Genomic DNA, 16,715 nt, shown 5'->3' on the forward strand with positions numbered 1-16,715 from the left:
AGCGGATAGTCCTGTCTTGGCCAGTGTGATCGACCCTGCTGCCGGTGTCCCTGCGGTCGTCGAGGAGACGCTCGACGAGCGCGTATGCCAGTTCCTGGTCGCCCGCGGGCGGCTGAAGGAAACCGACCTCGTGCGCGGCCGGCGCCTGCACGAGGAGGACAACACCGGCTCCGGACTGCTTTCGCTGCTGACCCGCCTGGGCCTGGTGTCCGAGCGCGACATGGCCGAGGCGATGTCGGAGCTGATGGACATCGCCCTGCTGCCGCCCAAGGAGTTCCCGGAGACGCCGCCGCCGAACCTGCAGCTGTCGGTCCGCTTCCTCAAGCAGGTGCACATCTGCCCGATCGCCGAGACCGACGACGAAGTCACCCTGCTGATCGCCAATCCGGCCGACCCGTACCCGCTTGAGGCGGTCAAGCTCGCCACCGGCCGCAAGGTGCAGGTGCGCCTGGCGCTGCGCTCGGAGATCGACGACCTGATCGAGCGCTACTACGGCCAGGGGCGCTCGGCGATGGGCACGATCGTCGAGAACCTGAGCGACGAGAGCGGTCGCGGCGAGGACGACATCGAGCACCTGCGCGACCTGGCGTCCGAGGCGCCGGTGATCCGCCTGGTCAACCTGGTCATCCAGCGTGCCGTCGAGCAGCGCGCGTCGGACATCCACATCGAGCCGTTCGAGAACCGCCTGAAGGTGCGCTACCGCATCGACGGCGTGCTGCACGAGGTCGAGTCGCCGCCGGCGGCCTCGACCGCCGCGGTGATCTCGCGCATCAAGATCATGGCCAAGCTCAACATCGCCGAGCGGCGCCTGCCGCAGGACGGCCGCATCATGATCCGCGTGCAGGGCAAGGAGCTGGACCTGCGCGTCTCGACCGTGCCGACCGCGCACGGCGAGTCGGTGGTGATGCGTATCCTCGACCGCGAGGCGGTGGTCTTCGATTTCCACACGCTCGGCTTCACCGACGAGTTCCTGCCGAAGTTCGTCAAGGTGCTCGAGCAGCCGCACGGCATCATGCTGGTGACCGGTCCGACCGGCTCGGGCAAGACGACGACGCTCTACACGGCCTTGTCCAAGCTCAACACGCCCGACGTCAAGATCATCACCGTCGAGGACCCGGTCGAGTACCAGATCGAGGGAATCAACCAGATCCAGGCCAAGCCGCAGATCGGGCTGGACTTCTCCCATGCACTGCGTTCGATCGTGCGTCAGGACCCGGACATCATCATGATCGGCGAGATGCGCGACCTGGAAACCGCGCGCATCGCGATCCAGTCGGCGCTGACCGGCCACCTGGTGCTTTCGACGCTGCACACCAACAATGCCGCCGGCGGCATCACGCGCATGCTCGACATGGGCGTGGAGGACTACCTGCTGACCTCGACGATCAACGGCATTCTCGCCCAGCGCCTGGTGCGCCGGCTGGATTCCAACACGGCGATGCCGTACGAGGCCTCGCCGGAGGTGATCCGCGAGTTCAATCTCGACCGCTTCACCGACGAGCGCCCGATCAAGCTCTACAAGCCGATGCCCTCGCCGCTGAACTCCAGCGGGTACTTCGGCCGCACGACGATCATGGAGTTCCTTGTCATGACCGACGCGCTGCGCCGCCAGGTCATGCAGCACTCGACGATGGGCGAGCTGGAGGAACAGGCGCGCAAGGAAGGCATGCGCACGATGTACGAGGACGGCATCGTCAAGTCGCTGGGCGGCTCGACGACGCTCGAGGAAGTCCTGCGCGTGACCCAGGAAACCTGATGAAAGCCGGCGCGCCATGACCATCTACCGCTACAAGGCCGTCACTCCGGCGGGCGAGACGCTGGAAGGTCAGCTCGACGTCGCGTCCCACGACGAGGCGATCCTCAAGCTGCAGGATGCCGGCAACATCCCGCTCGACGTGCGCGAGGCCGATGCCGGCTCCGGCGGCAGCCTGTTCGGCGGCCTGTTCAAGAAGGCGACGTTGCGCGAGCAGCAGGTGGTGCTGTTCACGCAGCAGCTGGCGACCCTGCTCGGCGCCGGCCAGCCGCTCGACCGCGCGCTGCAGATCCTGCTCGACCTGCCCGAGTCGGACAAGGCGCGGCAGATGCTCGAGCGCATCCGCGACCACGTGCGCGGCGGTGCGCCGCTGTCCGATGCGCTCGAGAACGAGACCGGCAACTTCTCGCGCCTCTACATCAACATGGTCCGCGCCGGCGAGGCGGGCGGCTCGCTCGACGATACGCTCAAGCGGCTCGGCGAGTACCTGGAGCGTTCGCGCCTGCTGAAGGCCGGTGTCATCAACGCGATGATCTACCCGGCGTTCCTGGTCGGCATGGTGCTGCTCTCGCTGCTGGTGCTGCTGACGTACGTGGTGCCGCAGTTCGCGCCGATGTTCGCCGACATGGGCGTGGAGATGCCGATGATCACGCGGATCGTCCTCGGCGTCGGTTCGACCCTGCAGAACTTCTGGTGGCTGCTGATCGGCCTGGCCATCTTCGCGGTGAGCTGGGTGCGGCGGCAGATGGCCAATCCGGTCACCCGGCTCAAGCTCGACCAGCGGCTGTTGAAGCTCCGGCTCATCGGCGAGCTGATCCGCAAGCTCGAGACGGCACGCCTGTCGCGTACCCTGGGCACGCTGCTCCACAACGGCGTTCCGCTGCTGAACGGCCTGGCGATCGCGCGCAACGTCATGGGCAACACGGTACTGGCCGCGGCCGTCGAGCAGGCGACCGAGGAGGTCAAGACCGGCGGCGGCCTGGGCTATTCGCTGACGCAGTCCAAGCAGTTCCCCAAGCTGGCCCTGCAGATGATCAGCGTCGGCGAGGAATCCGGCCAGCTCGACGCGATGCTGATGAAGGTGGCCGACACCTTCGACATCGAAGTGAAGAACACCCTGGATCGCCTGCTGGCGGCCCTGGTGCCGCTGACGACCGTCGTCATGACCGTCATCGTCGCGATGATCATGCTCGCGATCGTGCTGCCGATCATGGATATCGCCGGTTCGATACAGTAAGCCCCCATTTCCCGCCACGAGGCCCTCATGAACACGCCAACTCCGTTCCTTGCACGCCCGCTGCCGCGCAGCGGTGGCTTCAGCCTGATCGAGATGCTCGCGGTCATCGTCCTGATCGGCATCGTCGCCACGATCGTCGTCCAGAACGTCGGCAACCGCGTCAACACCGGCAAGTACAACGCCGGCAAGGCCCAGGTGCAGTCGCTCGCCGGCAAGGTCGAGGCCTACGCGCTGGACAACGGCTCGCCGCCGCAGCGGCTCGAGGACCTGGTCACGCGTGGCGGCAACGCCAAGAACTGGAACGGGCCGTACGCCAAGGAGTCGGACCTCAAGGATCCGTTCGGCAACCCGTTCCAGTACAAGAGCCCGGGCGAGCACGGCGATTTCGACCTCGTGTTCCTCGGTCGCGACGGCCAGACCGGCGGTGCCGAGCTGAACGCCGACTACGGCAACTGGCAGTAAGCGGCCGGCGCGGACCGCACGCACCTGCCCGGAGCATCGCCGTGCACGCCTGCCGTTCGCGCCCCAGAGGCTTCACGCTGATCGAGATGATCGCGGTCGTGGTCCTGATCGCGGTCATCCTGACGGTCGTCTCGGTTTCGTTCTCCAAGAGCCTTTCCAGTGCCAAGGTCCGTGCGGCCAGCCGTGACCTGGTCGCGGCGCTGCGCTACACCCGCGGCCAGGCGATCGTGAAAGGCGAGCAGAAGGTGCTCACGCTGGACCTCGAGCACAACAGCTACCAGGCCCCCAATCGCGGATCGACCGAGCTGCCCAAGGACATGAAGCTGCAGCTGACGACGGCCGAGCAGGAACTGACCGGCGCCAATGCCGGCGGCATCCGCTTCTTCCCGGACGGCAGCTCCACCGGCGGCAACATCGCCGTCCTGATGGGTGAACGGGTCTGGCGCATCAACGTGGCTTGGCTGACGGGCGAGATCACGCTCGACCAGCCGCCTGACTGAACGAAACCCCGATCGGACGGTCTGACAGGCCATGCCACGCCACGCTCCCTTTGCGCCTCGCCACGCTCGCGGCTTCAGCCTGATCGAGATGGTGGCGGCGTTCCTGGTGTTCGCGATCGCGGTCGGCGTCCAGATGCAGATCCTCGCCACGTCGCTGCACACGACGCGGCGCTCGGCCGAGTACACGCAGGCGGCGCTCTGGGCGCAATCCCGGCTCGACGTCGTCGGTGTCGGCGAGCGCATCGAGGAAGGCGATTCCTCGGGCCGCTTCGACGACAAGTACAGCTGGGAGCTGCGCGTCCACAAGGTCGACCCGCAGGGTATCGTGCCGCCGCCGGCGATGGGCGGCGGCATCGCCGGCCTGTCCGCCGAGCAGCAAGTCGCCGCCGCCGCCCAGGTCGGCAACAGCGGCGCGCTGACCATCTCGCCGGTGGAGATCTTCCAGCTCGACCTGACGGTGGTCTGGGGCAGCCGCAGCAAGCCGCACAGCGAGACGTTCTCGACCTTGCGCGCGACCAACCCCGACGACGGCAGCGGTGGTCCCGGCGGCATCAACATGCCCAGCATGCGCACCAGCGCGCAGCCCACCGGCGCCGCTGGCGGCGGACGCAGCAGTGCCGTGCCGGGCACCGGCGGGGGCAAGCGATGAACCGGCGGCCGGTGCGCGGCTTCACGCTGATCGAGGTCATGCTGGCGACGATGCTGCTCGGCCTGCTGCTGGCCGGCACCTACGGCGCGATCCGCACCACGGTCAAGGCGATGCAGTCGGGCGAAAGCGCGGTCGACACGATCAACCGGATCCGGGTCGCCCAGGAATTCATCCGCCGGCAGATCAGCCGCGGCATGCCGCTGGGCTTCGATCGCGACGACAGCACCGGCGTCAATTTCGTGTTCGAGGGCAAGCGCGACTTCATGCGCTTCGTCGCCCCCATGCCCGGCTACCTGTCGAAGGGCGGCCCCTATGTGCAGACGTTGGAACTGGCCAACGTGCGCGGCGGCAAGGAACTGCTCTTCACGCATGCGATGCTGAACGGCTTCGACCTGCGCCAGCTGCGCGAGGAGGACCAGGAGCCGGTCATGCTGGTCGACCGCATCCGCGGCGGGCGCTTCGAGTATCGCGGCTTCACCGAGGAAGGCGAGCTCGGCGACTGGCAGGACGACTGGGAGGATCCCAGCCTGACCCCGGTCATGGTGCGCATCCGGCTCCAGCTGCGCGACGACAGCCAGGTGGTGTTTCCGGACATGGAGATACCGCTGGTCCTCGACGTCGGCTCGATGCGGCGTCCGTACACCGGCCGGGACGGTGCCCAGCCGCCGCCGCTGCCGGGGCAGCCCGGGCAGCCCGGACAGCAGTCCTACGGTGTCCCGCAGAAATTCGGCCAGGGGCAGGTCCGATGAGCATCCGGCCGTTCCGGTCCCGGCAGCGAGGCATCGCGTTCATCCTGGTGCTGTGGGTCATCGCGATGGTGGCCGTGCTGCTCGGCAGCTTCTCGATGATCGCCCGCACCGAGAACCTGCAGTCCCGGCACCTGTTCGAGACCACCCAGGCGCGCTATGCCGCCGAGGCCGGCCTGAACCTGGCGGTCTACCAACTGCGCATGCACGACCCGATGCAGCGCTGGCAGGGCGACGGCCGCAGCTACCGGTTCGGCTTCGGGGAGGCCGAGGTCGAGGTCCGCATCACCGACGATGCCGGCAAGATCGACATCAACACGGCCGACATCATGGTCCTGACCAACCTGCTGGCCTCCACCGGGATCGAGCTGGAGAAGGCCCAGGAACTGGCCGATGCGATCGAGGATTGGCGCGATCCGGACGACCTGGCCAAGCCGCTCGGTGCCGAGGCCAAGGACTACAAGGACATCGGCCTGTCCTACGGGCCGCGCAACGGCCCGTTCGAAACCGTCTCGGAGCTGCAGCAGGTCCTGGGGATGACCTATGAGATCTTCACCGCGCTGGAGCCGGGCATCACGATCTACTCGGGCCGCAACACGCCCAGCGCCGCCTATGCACCGCTCGAGGCGCTGCGCGCCTTGCCGGGGATGACCACCGACTACGCCCAGCAGCTGATCCAGCAGCGCCAGATGCTGCAGCCCGGCTCCCCCGAGCTGCAGAGCCTCACCCTGCCCGACGGGACGCCGCTCATGGCGGACGGCGGGGGGCTGACGTATAGTGTGCGCTGCCGTGCAACGCTGTCCAATGGCGCCAGTGCCGAACTGGACGCCACGGTCCGCATGGGCGGCGCCGGCGCCGCGGGCCGCCCTTATGCAATCCTGCGCTGGCGGGATGGGGAAAATTCCTGAACGTGCTGATCGAAACGCTGGACAGACAGCTGGCGCGTCTGCGGACGCGCCTTGCCAAGACTCCACTGCCGGCGTTCTTCGCCTGGTGGGGCGAGAACCTGCTCGCCTGCCTGCCGCAACGCTGGCGGGATCTGATCGCCGATCGCAACGAGACGCTGCTGCTCGAGCAGCAGCCGGGCCAGACGGTCGTCTGGCGCGCGCGCGGCCGCGCCGCCGCGACCGAGTACGGCCGGATCGCGCAGGACCAGCCGCCCGAGGCACAGGTCGCCGAGTTCCGCCGGCTGCGTGAACGGATCGAAGACCCGACCGTCCGCACGATCTACTGCATCGACGCCGGCCGCGTGCTGCGCAGGACGATTTCGCTGCCGGCCGCCGCGGAGGAGAATCTCCGGCAGGTGCTCTCGTTCGAGATGGACCGGCAGACGCCGTTCAAGGCCGACCAGGTCTACTTCGACAGCCGCATCGTCAGCCGCGACGCGTCCGGCCGCACGATCCATGTGGAGCTGGTGCTGCTGCCGCGGCCGCAGCTCGATGCCGAGATCACGACGCTGGCGGGCGGTGCGCTGGCCCTGGACGGCGTCGACATCTGGCGCGCCGGCCACGGCGGCCAGCGCAGTCATATCAACCTGCTCCCGCCGGACCGGCGTGCGCATCGCCGCGACCTGCGGCTGCCGCTGAATCTGGGGCTGGCGGCGCTGGCGGTGGTACTGCTGCTGCTGGCGATGTCCAAGTGGCTCGACAACCGCGCGGCGGCAGTGGAGTCGATGCGTGAAAAAGTGAACCAGGCCGACGCCCAGGCGCGGCAGGTCTCGGACCTCAAGCGCAGCCTGGTCGACTCGATCGCCGGCGCCAACTTCCTCGCCGACAAGAAGCGCAACGAGCCGCTGGTGGTCGCGGTCCTCGACGACCTCACCCAGCGCCTGCCCGACGACACCTTCCTCGAGCGCATGAACATCGAGAACGGACAGCTGCAGCTGCAGGGCCAGAGCCGCGAGGCGGCCAAGCTGATCGGGCTGCTCGGCGAGTCGCCGTACCTGTCCAATCCGAATTTCCAGGGCGCCATCCAGCCCGACCCGAGGACCAGCAAGGAGCGCTTCCAGATCACCGCCGAACTCAAGCGGACCAAGGTGGCCGGAACCGAGGACGCCGGAAAGGGGGCGACCGATGGCGCTTGAGATCAAGGCGCCGAAGGACGGCCGCCTGCTGGCGGTGATCCTGCTGGCGATCGTCCTGTTGCTGGTCTACCTGCTGGGTTTCCACTGGTGGTTCGTGGCGCCGCACCTGCAGTACACCGAGCAGATGGTGGACCTGCGCGAGCAGCAGTTGCGATTCGCGCGGACAATTGCCGAGCAGCCGCAGATCGACCTCAAGCTGACCGAGATCCGCGGCTACGAGCAGGAAAACCAGGCCTTCATGCCGGAGGCGGACGTGAACGCCGCGTCGGCCAACCTGATCCAGCGTCTCAAGCAGGTCGTCGCCGAGCATGCACCCGACAGCAATCGCTGCCAGGTCGTCAGCTCCCAGTCCTATACCAGCACCGAAGAAGAGCTCTATCGGCGCGTGACGATCAGCGTGCGCATGCGCTGCGATCTGGAGCAGTTGTCGGCGATCCTGTACGACCTGGAGAATGGCAAGCCTTACCTGTTTGCCGACCAGTTGATGATCTACAAGCAGCAGAACTACGTGCCGCCGGGCGGTCGCGCCGCGTCGCAGCCGCTCGACGTGCGTTTCAACCTGTCCGGCTACATCCGGCAGCCGGGCAAGGCGGCCAAATGAACGTGCGCGCCGCCGAAATGGCCACCCGGGTCCTGCTGGGCATCTGCGCCCTGTTCGGGGCTTTGCTGCTGGTGCTCTACGCCGGCTACGGCCGCGGCTACGGCTGGCTGAGCGACAACGAAGGCCCGCGCAAGCTGGCCGCCGGCACGATCGATCGCGCCCCGTTCGTCCCGCCGCCGCTGACCACGTTCGCCGCGATCGACCAGCGTCCGCTGTTCAACGAGGACCGCCGGCCCTCCGCGGTCGAGGCCGTGGCGTCTTCGGACGCCCCGCCCGAGGTCCCGCTGAACATCCAGCTGACCGGAGTCATCGTCACGCCGGAGACGCGGATCGCCCTGATTACCGACAAGGCACGGAACCTGTCGTTGTCGCTCAAGGTCGGAATGCCGCTGGAAGGCGACCAGGCCAGCTGGACGCTGATCGAGGTCAACCCTCGCTCCGTGGTGTTCCAGAGCATCAACAACGAACGCAGCGAGGTCGAGCTGGAAGTCGCCGGCACGGTGACGCCGCCGCCGAACATGCGGACTCCCGGAGGCACGCCGCCGCCGGGGAACACCCGGCCGCCACCACCGGGGGCGCAGCAGCCGGCGCAGGCCGGCAACAGCAACGAAGACCTGGCCAAGCGCATCGAGGCGCGCCGGCGCCAGATGCGGGAAGAGGCCGAAAAGCTGCGGCAGCAGGCCGATGAGAAGAAATGACGAGGCACGGCGCCGGCGAGGCCGGCCGCCGGACCCACCCGACGCCGCGCCGGTGCTTACCCGCCGGAACCCTCGTGGTCTAGGCTACCGTATGGCCGATCCGTTTCCGGGGGCGGTCAAGCTGATGGAGAGTGACGTGTTGTTGAAACCGAAGTCCCTGCTGATCGCGCTGTCGCTGGCTTTGCTGGCCGGCTGCGCCACCACGCCGACTCCGCGCGCCACCGCTCCGGACGATGGTCCGATGACTGCCGACAACGCGATCGCGCCGGTGTCGCCGAGGCACGAGGTCGACGCCGAGCGTATCGGCGACGGGGCGATCCCGATCAATCCGGACGAAGACGCCAGCCGCCAGCCGCCAAAGCCGGAGATCCAGGTCGGTACCGGGCGCTTCTTCAACGAGCAGGCCGCGCGTGGCGCGGGCGCGTCGGTCGCGGGTGAGGGCCAGGTCGTCTTCAACTTCGAGAACCAGCCGATCCAGGCCGTCGTCAAGGCGATCCTGGGAGATCTGCTGCAGGAGAACTACATCATCGCGCCCAACGTCGGCGGCAACGTCACGTTCTCGACGTCCAAGCCGATCCGGCCCGAAGACGCGATGTCCACGCTCGAGACGCTGCTGCAATGGACCGGCAATACGCTGGTCCGCGAAGGCGGCCGCTATACCGTGCTGCAGCTGAAGGACGCGATTCCCGGCAAGCTCACGCCGCGCATCGCGCCGCCGGACGCCGCGCGCGGCTACGAGCTGCGGGTGTTCCCGCTGCGTTACGTATCGCCTTCGCAGATGGCGAACCTGCTCAAGCCCTACGCGAAGCCCGAGGCGGTCATCAACGTCGATACCGCGCGCAGCCTGCTGGTCATGGCGGGCACGGCATCGGAACTCGTCAACTACAAGCGCACGATCGAGACCTTCGACGTCGACTGGCTCAAGGGCATGTCGATGGGCGTCTACGCGCTGCAGCACCAGGAGGTGGGAAAGATCCTGCCGGAACTGCAGAAGCTGTTCGGCGCCGAGGGCGAGTCGCCACTGGCCGGCATGTTCCGCTTCATGCCGCTGGAGTCGGTCAACTCGGTCATCGTCATCACGCCGCAGCCCGAATATCTCGAGCAGGCCGAGCAGTGGCTGCGGCGCCTGGACACCGGTGCGGCGGAGAACGCCACCCAGCTCTATACCTACGACGTCAAGAACATCAAGGCGGTCGATCTGGCCGACTACCTCAGCGACATCTTCGGCACCAGCGGTGGCGGCGGCGGCCGGCGCGGCACCTCCGGTTCGGTGGCCCCGGGGCTCAAGCCGGTCACGGTCGGTTCGATCGGCGGCGCCGGCGGTTCGTCGATGAGCTACGGCAGCAATCGCCAGAACGCGCAGAGCGAGGCGCCGAAGGCCGAATCGACTCCGCGCCCGGCCGGCTCCGGCGGTTCCGGCGAAGAGAACAAGATGCGCATCACCGCGATCGAGGAGAACAACCAGCTGCTCGTCATGGCGACGCCGGCCGAGTGGGACTCGGTGCAGGCGGCGATCCGCAAGCTCGACATCGCACCGCTGCAGGTGCACATCGAGACCAAGATCCTCGAGGTCAGCCTGGACGGCGACCTGCAGTACGGCGTGCAGTGGTGGTTCGCGGGCTTGCAGGGCGAGGGCTATCCGAACGGCGAGCCCTATGTGCGCACCCATGATCGCCAGCGTGGCCTGATCGGCGATGCCGGTCCGGCCGCCGGCTCCTCGACGATCTTCTGGTCCTACCTCAACAGCAAGTTCCAGGTCGCATTGAGCGCGCTGCAGTCCAGCGGCGTCGCCAAGGTGTTGTCGGCACCGTCGCTGGTCGTGACGAACAACCAGGAAGCGCAGATCAACGTCGGTCAGCAGATCCCGGTCCAGCAGACCTTCTATACCGGCTACACCGTGCCGACCACGGGAACCAACAACACGCCGACCACGACGAACTCCGGCTACGGCACCGTGCAGTACCTCAACACCGGCATCATCCTGCAGGTCAAGCCGCGCGTGAATCCGGGCGGCCTGGTCTACATGGAGGTCTCGCAGGAGGTCAGCAATCCCGGCACGCCGACCGCCAACGGCAACCCGCCGATCAACCAGCGCCAGCTGCAGACCCAGATCGCCGTGCAGAGCGGAGAATCGGTGCTGCTGGGCGGGTTGATCTCGGAGAACTCGCAGGAAGGCGAATCCAACGTTCCGGGCCTCAGCAAGATCCCGCTGCTCGGAAAACTGTTCGGCAATACCCAGAAGAGGCGTCAGCGCACCGAGCTGATCGTCGTGATCACGCCCCAGGTGATCGCCAACAGCCAGGATGCCCGTACCGTCACGGACGAGTACCGGCGCCAGTTCGAATCGCTGCGGCCGCTGCCCAAGTCCAACGTCACGGTGGAGCCGCTGCGGCCGGCAGCCGAGACGGGGCCGGTTCCCGAGCGTCCCTAGGCGGCCGGATTGAACCGGCGCGCCGCGCCGATGTCCTAGCGTCGGCTTCGCATTCGCCGGCGCCGGGAGCTCCACGCAGGGGCGATGCGGATTTCGCGCAGGTGCGCCGTGTTTCACGGCGGCCGGCCATCATCGATAGAAAAGGACTCGTACATGAGCATTGATTTCAAGACCCTTCGCTTGCAGGGCTTGCTGGGACTCCTCGCCATCGCTGCCTTGCTGGTCGGGGGCTGTGCATCCTCCGGAATCAAGGGCGGCGTATCCGTCGACGCGATCGATACGCTGTCGGTGCAGCGCTGGGAGTACCTGATCAAGCGACAGGCGGACAAGGCCTACGACCTCCTCTCGCCCGGGTATCGCAGCACGCGTACGCGTGAAGCCTATGCGGCAGCGATGAACTCGCGCCCGATCGGCTGGAAGAAGGTCACTTTCGTCAGGAAGGAATGCGAGGCCGATCGCTGCAGCGTCTTTCTGCTCGTCGACCACACGATCCGGCTGCCCGGCCTGGGTGTCGGCAAGTCCCAGGAAGCCTTTGCTCCGATACGCGAAACGTGGATCCGCTCCGGCGGGCGTTGGTACTATCTTCCGGCCAACTGATCTGGCTTAACTGATTGATTTAGCTGCCATAAGAGAAGGTTCCGGCTGGGGATTGCATGCCACTTTCCTTTGCCTTAACATGGCAGCGCTGTTGCCCAGTCCCGATAGCGGCAGTCGGGGAGTCGCTGATGGCCGGCGCGGGATTGGTGAAAGCAAAAAAGCCCTGTGGTCCTAATTAGGAGTGTTGTGATGAAGAAGAACAGCTTGACGACTGCTGTGATCGCCGGCATCGCCGGCGTCGCAGGCTTCGCGAGCCTGGCCAACGCCGTCGACCTGAATCCCGATGGTCTCGGCCAGGTTCTGCTCTACCCGTACTACACGGTCGAGAAGGGTCAGCAGACCTATCTGTCGGTCGTCAACACGACCAGCACCGGCAAGGCCGTCAAGGTCCGCTTCCTGGAAGGCTACAACAGCCGCGAAGTCCTCGACTTCAACCTGTGGCTGTCGCGCTACGACGTGTGGACCGCGACGATCTTCGCGCTGGACGACGTGTTCGACGACCAGGGCGACGGTGCGGCCATCCTGACCCGCGACAAGAGCTGCACCTCGCCGATGTTCAGCGAGGGTGACGGCACGGTGGGCGGTGCGCCGTACACGAAGTTCCGTTCGTTCGCCTACGCCGGTGACGGCGGCCCGCAGACGATCACGCGTACGCGTGAAGGTCATTTCGAGATCATCGAAATGGCGACGCTGACCGGTCCGACCAACAGCGCCATCACGCACAACAACGGCAACACGCCGGGTGGTTGCGGCACGGTGCGTAACCTCAATGCGGCCAACGCCGACATGAGCGCTCCGTCCGGTGGTCTGTTCGGTGGTGGTGCGGTCGCCAACGTCGCTCAGGGTACGTACTTCTCGTTCAATGCCGACGCTCTGGAAGGCTGGCGTGCAGCTCCGCTGTTCACCGGTACCGACAACCTGCGTCCGGCGCTCGACGATGCGATCGATGCCAGCGGCGACTCCGCCACGGCGTTCGTGGCGCTGGGTACCTCGATTTCGACCAGCGTCTATGCTGCCAACCGCGCCATCGACGCCGTCAGCGCCACGCTGACCGCCAACGCGATCTACAACGAGTATGTCGTGTCCCCGGCGATCGGTGCGAACTCGGACTGGGTTGTCACCTTCCCGACCAAGCGCTTCTACGTGGATCCGCTGATGGTCGTCGCTCCGGCCGTTGCTCCGGTGCAGCCGTTCGTCCAGCGCTTCACCGCGCCGGGCGTCTCGTGCGTCGAGGTCGGCATCAGCATCTACGACCGCGAAGAAGTCACCACGACTGCCGGTTCGTCGGGCTGGTCGCCGCCGCCTCCGGGTGCTCCGCCGTCGTCGCTGTGCCGTGAAACCAACGTCATCAGCTTCCTCGACGTCACGACCGCCCCGACCGCTTCCGGCGTTCTCGGTTCGAAGCTCGTCACCAACATCCGCCCGACCGTCGGTGCGGAAGGCTGGGTCAAGCTGAACCTGAACCCGGGTTCGGAGCCGCATGCTCTGCGTGCGTCGCTGAACGGCAACGTCTATCACGGCCTGCCGGTCACCGGTTTCTGGGCGAACAACCTCGTCAACGAGAACGTGTCCGACGGTGTGATGTCGAACTACTCGGGCGTGTACCGTCATCGTGCAAGCCGGAGCTGCACGGCTGGCGAGAGCACCTGCTCGTAAGAGACAGTGCGTGTAGTATCAGAAAAGAGGGGGCGCAAGCCCCCTCTTTTTTTATTGCGCGCTTGGAATGCGCGGATTTAACGACGAATTTGCACTTCTGTGCATAGGAACGCACTACAATCCCACCGCTTATGCCCAGGGAAGCTTCTGAAATGCCCTCCACATCTCGATTGGTACGCTGGTCCTTTTCCTTCCTCCCGCTAGCCCTGGTCTTTTCGCCCTTGGCTCACGCTCAGACGGTCATCGAATTGACCGATCCTTCGCAGCCGGCCAATCCGTGCATATTCACGACGAATGGAAACGGTGTCACCGCCGATCCGGCGACGGGACACTTGCGGGCGACCGGGGCGTTCGGAACCAACTGCCAAACGGCTCCGCTGCCGGTACCGTCGATCAACCCGGGGCCGGCAAACTGGGTGTTGCCGTCCGGTTGGGCAATCGGTGCCTCGGCGCAAGTGCAATGGGCGGCGGCTAATGCCGACCTGTGTACCTACGACGGCAGCAGCATTCCGGCAGGACAAAGTGCTGGTTGGCCGTGGCCGGCATCGGGTGTCGCCTGCAATTCCACGTCGAGTTGCGCAACCCCCCACAATCTGACGCTGACGCCTGCCGTCGCGGGAAACTACCATTTCCGGTTGAACTGCACCTATAACGGGAATGTCCAGACTGCGGCTGTCTCGGAGATTTCGGCGAATGTCACGGCTGCGCCGGAAGGGTGTGCGGCTCCGACCGGATGGACGCGTGTTACCCAAGGCTTTGTTCGCTATCAATCGGGCGATGGCCCGCGCTTGGCATCGCCGACGACTCAATGGGGACATGTCTGGGGCAGCGTTCCTCCGCGCCGGGTACGTTCAACCCATGGCCGTACCTCGGCGGCAACATGGTCGGCGTCGAATTCGGCGGCAAACAGTATGTTGCGCTGGAATTCACGCCCAATAGAACAGGCAGCTTCTGGCTCACCGGCAGCTCGACGGCGTTCCAGCACTACGGCGGTGGCGGAAACGGCATCTCGGCCAGCATCAGCAAGCGATGCGGCGACTTCACGTCCACACCGGGTCCCACATCACCGACTCCGACGGGATGCTGGTTCAACAACCTGGGCCCGTCGGGGCATATCTCCTACTCGATCGTGACCGGCAACTACGAATGCAAGCTACAGCTGGGTGAGACCTACTATCTGAACATGGTCTACACGCCGCTGCCGATCACGAGTGAGTCCAGATCCGAATGCGCGGCGGGCGGTTGCCGCATGCAGTATCAGAACAACTGCCCGGGCAGTGTTGACTGCGGATCGGTCAGTCCGTAGCAGCGACGCGCTCATCAGTTTCGGATAGCTCCACAGACCAACGCCGCCCTGGTTGCATTCAGGGCGGCGTTGCTTTTCGGCGAGAGTGGAATACAGGTAATGAAGACGCTGCTGTTCCTGTTGCTAATGTCCACCGGCATCTCGATGGCACATGCACTGCCTGCGCATGTGATCGTCCAGCAGAGTGGTGTCGAAGTGACGGTCAAGGATGTCGATCAATTCGCCCAGACGATTCCGGAAAAGGACCGGGCGGCCTTCTTCGACAGCCCGAAGCGGATCGAGCAGGTCCTGCAGAATCTTCTGACCCAGAAGCTGGTCGTCCAGGACGTTCGTCGCCAGGAAGCAGATCCCATCCTGTTGAGTCAGATCGACAAGGACCCGGCCGGCACCTATCGCAGGCAGCTGGAGCGGGTTCGGGACTCGGATGTCCCCGATATGACGGTGCTCGCCGAGGAAATGTACGCGGCGAATCGGTCCGACTATGTCGTCGCCGGTCGAATCGACGTGCAGTACCTGAAGGCTTCGGTGGAAGCCGAAAAGGAGCGCGGGAAGCCCAAGCCGGAGAGCCTTGCAGCGGCCAAGGCCACGATGAACCGCCTTCGTGCACAGATTCAATCCGATGTGCGGCAGTTCGACGCGATCTACGGCACACCCGAGCAGCATGGCGTCGAGGCTGGGACGCTGGAAGATGCAGCTGGATCGGAACACTATCCAGACGCGACGCGGGCCGCGGCGCGAAGTCTCAAAGCGCCGAGTGATGTATCGGCAGTGGTGGAAGAGGTGGGAGGGATCTATATCCTCAAGGCGGTCGTGCGCGAGCCCGATCGACAGCTCACTTTCGATGAGGTCAAGGATTCCATCCTCGAAGCGAAGCGCACCGAGTACGTGAAGCAGCGGATCGACGAGTATCTAGGTAGCCTGCGCACGACGCCCATGGAGTTCAATCCGGAAGCGATTGCTTCCTTGCGCACCCGCTATGCGAATGGTGCGCAAGCCCTCGGGCAGTAGCCGGTCGCGTGCAGGTTGGGCCGAGCGTGTCGGAGCGAAGAAGATCCAGCCCCCCTGACAGGGCCTCTTTCAGATCGGGAGCTCCCAGAGCAGTGCATCGTCGAACATTCGCGCTGGCGGTCGAGTTCCTCCGTCGCGAGCTGCGCAACCGGTTCGCGGGCAGCTTCAGCGGCGGTCTGTGGGCCCTGGTACAACCGCTCGTCCAGCTCGCCGTCTATTCGTTCGTCTTCGTGCACGTCTTCAAGGCGCGCCTGCCGGGGGCCGACGCGCCCGGGTTCGTGCCTTTCCTGGTGACGGCGCTGTGGCCGTGGACGGCGTTCTCCGAGGCGCTGCTGCGGTCTACGACGGCGATCCAGGAGAACGCCGCGCTGATCGGCAAGATCGCCTTGCCGCGGCAGGTCTTCGTGTTCGCGGCTGCCGCATCCAGCTTCCTCATCCATACGGCCGGGTTCGTCGCCATCGTCCTGATCCTGAAGCTTCTCGGATACCGGATCGACCTGCTGGGCCTGCTGCCGGCACTCGCCCTGTACCTGCCGCTGTTCGCCCTGGCGGTCGGTATCGCGTTGGTGCTTTCCGCGTTGCAGGTCTTCGTGCGCGACCTGATCCAGGCGCTGGGGCAACTGCTGATGCTGATGATGTTCGCGGCGCCGGTTTTCTATGCGCGCGAATCGCTGCCCGAGGCGTACCGGCATTGGCTGGACCTCAATCCCTTCACGTTCTACGCGGAAAGCTTCCGCAGCCTGCTGCTGGGATACGGTCACCTGGACCTTGGCCGACTGCTCGTGGCGATCGTGGTCGCCGGGCTGGTGCTGGCCATCGGCAGCTTCGTCTTTCGGCGGCTGAACCGGCATTTCGAGGATTTCCTCTGAGGCCATGGCGTCGAATCATGCCGCTCCGGAGAACCTCCGCAGAAAGCTCGGCGCTATAGTGCGTCCGGTCCTCAGGAACCTCGTTCCATGCTGATTACGCTTCGCCCCCTGCCGAGATC

16 protein-coding genes are annotated in these 16,715 nt (G+C 65.9%); all 16 read left to right on the plus strand.

The genetic code is table 11. The features are described 5' to 3' along the window. Positions 1–16: 16 nt before the first annotated feature. The 16 genes from gspE (at position 17) to I596_RS03565 (ending at position 16,596) form a co-directional block, all read left to right on the plus strand. The gene (gspE, locus tag I596_RS03490; protein WP_067644258.1) at positions 17–1,756 is read left to right on the plus strand and encodes a type II secretion system ATPase GspE; all 1,740 of its coding nucleotides are present in this window, start codon (positions 17–19) and stop codon (positions 1,754–1,756) included. Between the two features lie 16 nt (positions 1,757–1,772). Continuing rightward, positions 1,773–2,990: a type II secretion system inner membrane protein GspF gene (gene gspF / locus I596_RS03495; protein WP_067644261.1), complete on the plus strand. Its 1,218-nt coding sequence runs from the start codon at positions 1,773–1,775 to the stop codon at positions 2,988–2,990. A 27-nt stretch (positions 2,991–3,017) separates the two neighbouring features. Further along, positions 3,018–3,452 (plus strand): type II secretion system major pseudopilin GspG, encoded by a 435-nt coding sequence (gene gspG, locus I596_RS03500; protein ID WP_067644264.1) that lies wholly within the window; start codon positions 3,018–3,020, stop codon positions 3,450–3,452. Positions 3,453–3,493: 41 nt separating this feature from the next. Next, positions 3,494–3,952 carry a GspH/FimT family pseudopilin gene (locus I596_RS03505; protein ID WP_083965344.1) on the plus strand — a complete coding sequence of 153 codons (459 nt, stop codon included), beginning with the start codon at positions 3,494–3,496 and terminating at the stop codon, positions 3,950–3,952. 31 nt (positions 3,953–3,983) lie between these two features. After that, complete coding sequence (locus I596_RS03510; protein ID WP_150131995.1) at positions 3,984–4,601, plus strand: type IV pilus modification PilV family protein; 618 nt, start codon at positions 3,984–3,986, stop codon at positions 4,599–4,601. Beyond that, positions 4,598–5,350: a prepilin-type N-terminal cleavage/methylation domain-containing protein gene (locus tag I596_RS03515; RefSeq protein ID WP_067644273.1), complete on the plus strand. Its 753-nt coding sequence runs from the start codon at positions 4,598–4,600 to the stop codon at positions 5,348–5,350. Before I596_RS03510 ends, I596_RS03515 begins: the two co-directional genes overlap by 4 nt. Continuing rightward, a complete protein-coding gene (locus I596_RS03520) occupies positions 5,347–6,255 on the plus strand; it encodes a type II secretion system minor pseudopilin (protein ID WP_067644276.1) in 909 nt (302 codons plus the stop codon). Before I596_RS03515 ends, I596_RS03520 begins: the two co-directional genes overlap by 4 nt. Before the next feature lie 2 nt (positions 6,256–6,257). Further along, positions 6,258–7,430, plus strand: a complete 1,173-nt coding sequence (locus I596_RS03525) for a PilN domain-containing protein (RefSeq protein ID WP_083965345.1) — start codon at positions 6,258–6,260, stop codon at positions 7,428–7,430. After that, positions 7,420–8,031 carry a type II secretion system protein GspM gene (gene gspM / locus I596_RS03530; RefSeq protein WP_067644282.1) on the plus strand — a complete coding sequence of 204 codons (612 nt, stop codon included), beginning with the start codon at positions 7,420–7,422 and terminating at the stop codon, positions 8,029–8,031. Before I596_RS03525 ends, gspM begins: the two co-directional genes overlap by 11 nt. Beyond that, on the plus strand, positions 8,028–8,729 hold the full coding sequence (locus I596_RS03535) for a hypothetical protein (protein ID WP_067644285.1): 702 nt from the start codon (positions 8,028–8,030) through the stop codon (positions 8,727–8,729). Before gspM ends, I596_RS03535 begins: the two co-directional genes overlap by 4 nt. A 136-nt stretch (positions 8,730–8,865) precedes the next feature. After that, positions 8,866–11,160 carry a type II secretion system secretin GspD gene (gene gspD / locus I596_RS03540; RefSeq protein WP_223303909.1) on the plus strand — a complete coding sequence of 765 codons (2,295 nt, stop codon included), beginning with the start codon at positions 8,866–8,868 and terminating at the stop codon, positions 11,158–11,160. A gap of 153 nt (positions 11,161–11,313) precedes the next feature. Next, entirely contained in the window at positions 11,314–11,757 is a 444-nt protein-coding gene (locus I596_RS03545; protein ID WP_067644288.1) for a hypothetical protein, read from the plus strand. A gap of 189 nt (positions 11,758–11,946) precedes the next feature. Further along, positions 11,947–13,413, plus strand: a complete 1,467-nt coding sequence (locus I596_RS03550; RefSeq protein WP_067644292.1) for a hypothetical protein — start codon at positions 11,947–11,949, stop codon at positions 13,411–13,413. An 880-nt stretch (positions 13,414–14,293) separates the two neighbouring features. Then, positions 14,294–14,719 (plus strand): hypothetical protein, encoded by a 426-nt coding sequence (locus tag I596_RS03555; protein WP_067644294.1) that lies wholly within the window; start codon positions 14,294–14,296, stop codon positions 14,717–14,719. Positions 14,720–14,818: 99 nt separating this feature from the next. Continuing rightward, positions 14,819–15,727, plus strand: a complete 909-nt coding sequence (locus I596_RS03560; RefSeq protein ID WP_067644297.1) for a peptidylprolyl isomerase — start codon at positions 14,819–14,821, stop codon at positions 15,725–15,727. A gap of 92 nt (positions 15,728–15,819) precedes the next feature. After that, positions 15,820–16,596 (plus strand): ABC transporter permease, encoded by a 777-nt coding sequence (locus tag I596_RS03565; protein WP_067644300.1) that lies wholly within the window; start codon positions 15,820–15,822, stop codon positions 16,594–16,596. Positions 16,597–16,715 lie beyond the last annotated feature (119 nt).

It is taken from the genome of Dokdonella koreensis DS-123, assembly GCF_001632775.1.
Taxonomy (GTDB): Bacteria; Pseudomonadota; Gammaproteobacteria; order Xanthomonadales; family Rhodanobacteraceae; genus Dokdonella; species Dokdonella koreensis.

What these genes read in the sequence shown, in the direction of transcription:
- gspF (WP_067644261.1), top strand. Translation starts at nt 1,773, where the DNA reads ATGACCATCTACCGCTACAAGGCCGTCACTCCGGCGGGCGAGACGCTG.
- gspG (WP_067644264.1), top strand. Translation starts at nt 3,018, where the DNA reads ATGAACACGCCAACTCCGTTCCTTGCACGCCCGCTGCCGCGCAGCGGT.
- I596_RS03510 (WP_150131995.1), top strand. Translation starts at nt 3,984, where the DNA reads ATGCCACGCCACGCTCCCTTTGCGCCTCGCCACGCTCGCGGCTTCAGC.
- I596_RS03515 (WP_067644273.1), top strand. Translation starts at nt 4,598, where the DNA reads ATGAACCGGCGGCCGGTGCGCGGCTTCACGCTGATCGAGGTCATGCTG.
- I596_RS03520 (WP_067644276.1), top strand. Translation starts at nt 5,347, where the DNA reads ATGAGCATCCGGCCGTTCCGGTCCCGGCAGCGAGGCATCGCGTTCATC.
- gspM (WP_067644282.1), top strand. Translation starts at nt 7,420, where the DNA reads ATGGCGCTTGAGATCAAGGCGCCGAAGGACGGCCGCCTGCTGGCGGTG.
- I596_RS03535 (WP_067644285.1), top strand. Translation starts at nt 8,028, where the DNA reads ATGAACGTGCGCGCCGCCGAAATGGCCACCCGGGTCCTGCTGGGCATC.
- I596_RS03545 (WP_067644288.1), top strand. Translation starts at nt 11,314, where the DNA reads ATGAGCATTGATTTCAAGACCCTTCGCTTGCAGGGCTTGCTGGGACTC.
- I596_RS03550 (WP_067644292.1), top strand. Translation starts at nt 11,947, where the DNA reads ATGAAGAAGAACAGCTTGACGACTGCTGTGATCGCCGGCATCGCCGGC.
- I596_RS03555 (WP_067644294.1), top strand. Translation starts at nt 14,294, where the DNA reads ATGGTCGGCGTCGAATTCGGCGGCAAACAGTATGTTGCGCTGGAATTC.
- I596_RS03560 (WP_067644297.1), top strand. Translation starts at nt 14,819, where the DNA reads ATGAAGACGCTGCTGTTCCTGTTGCTAATGTCCACCGGCATCTCGATG.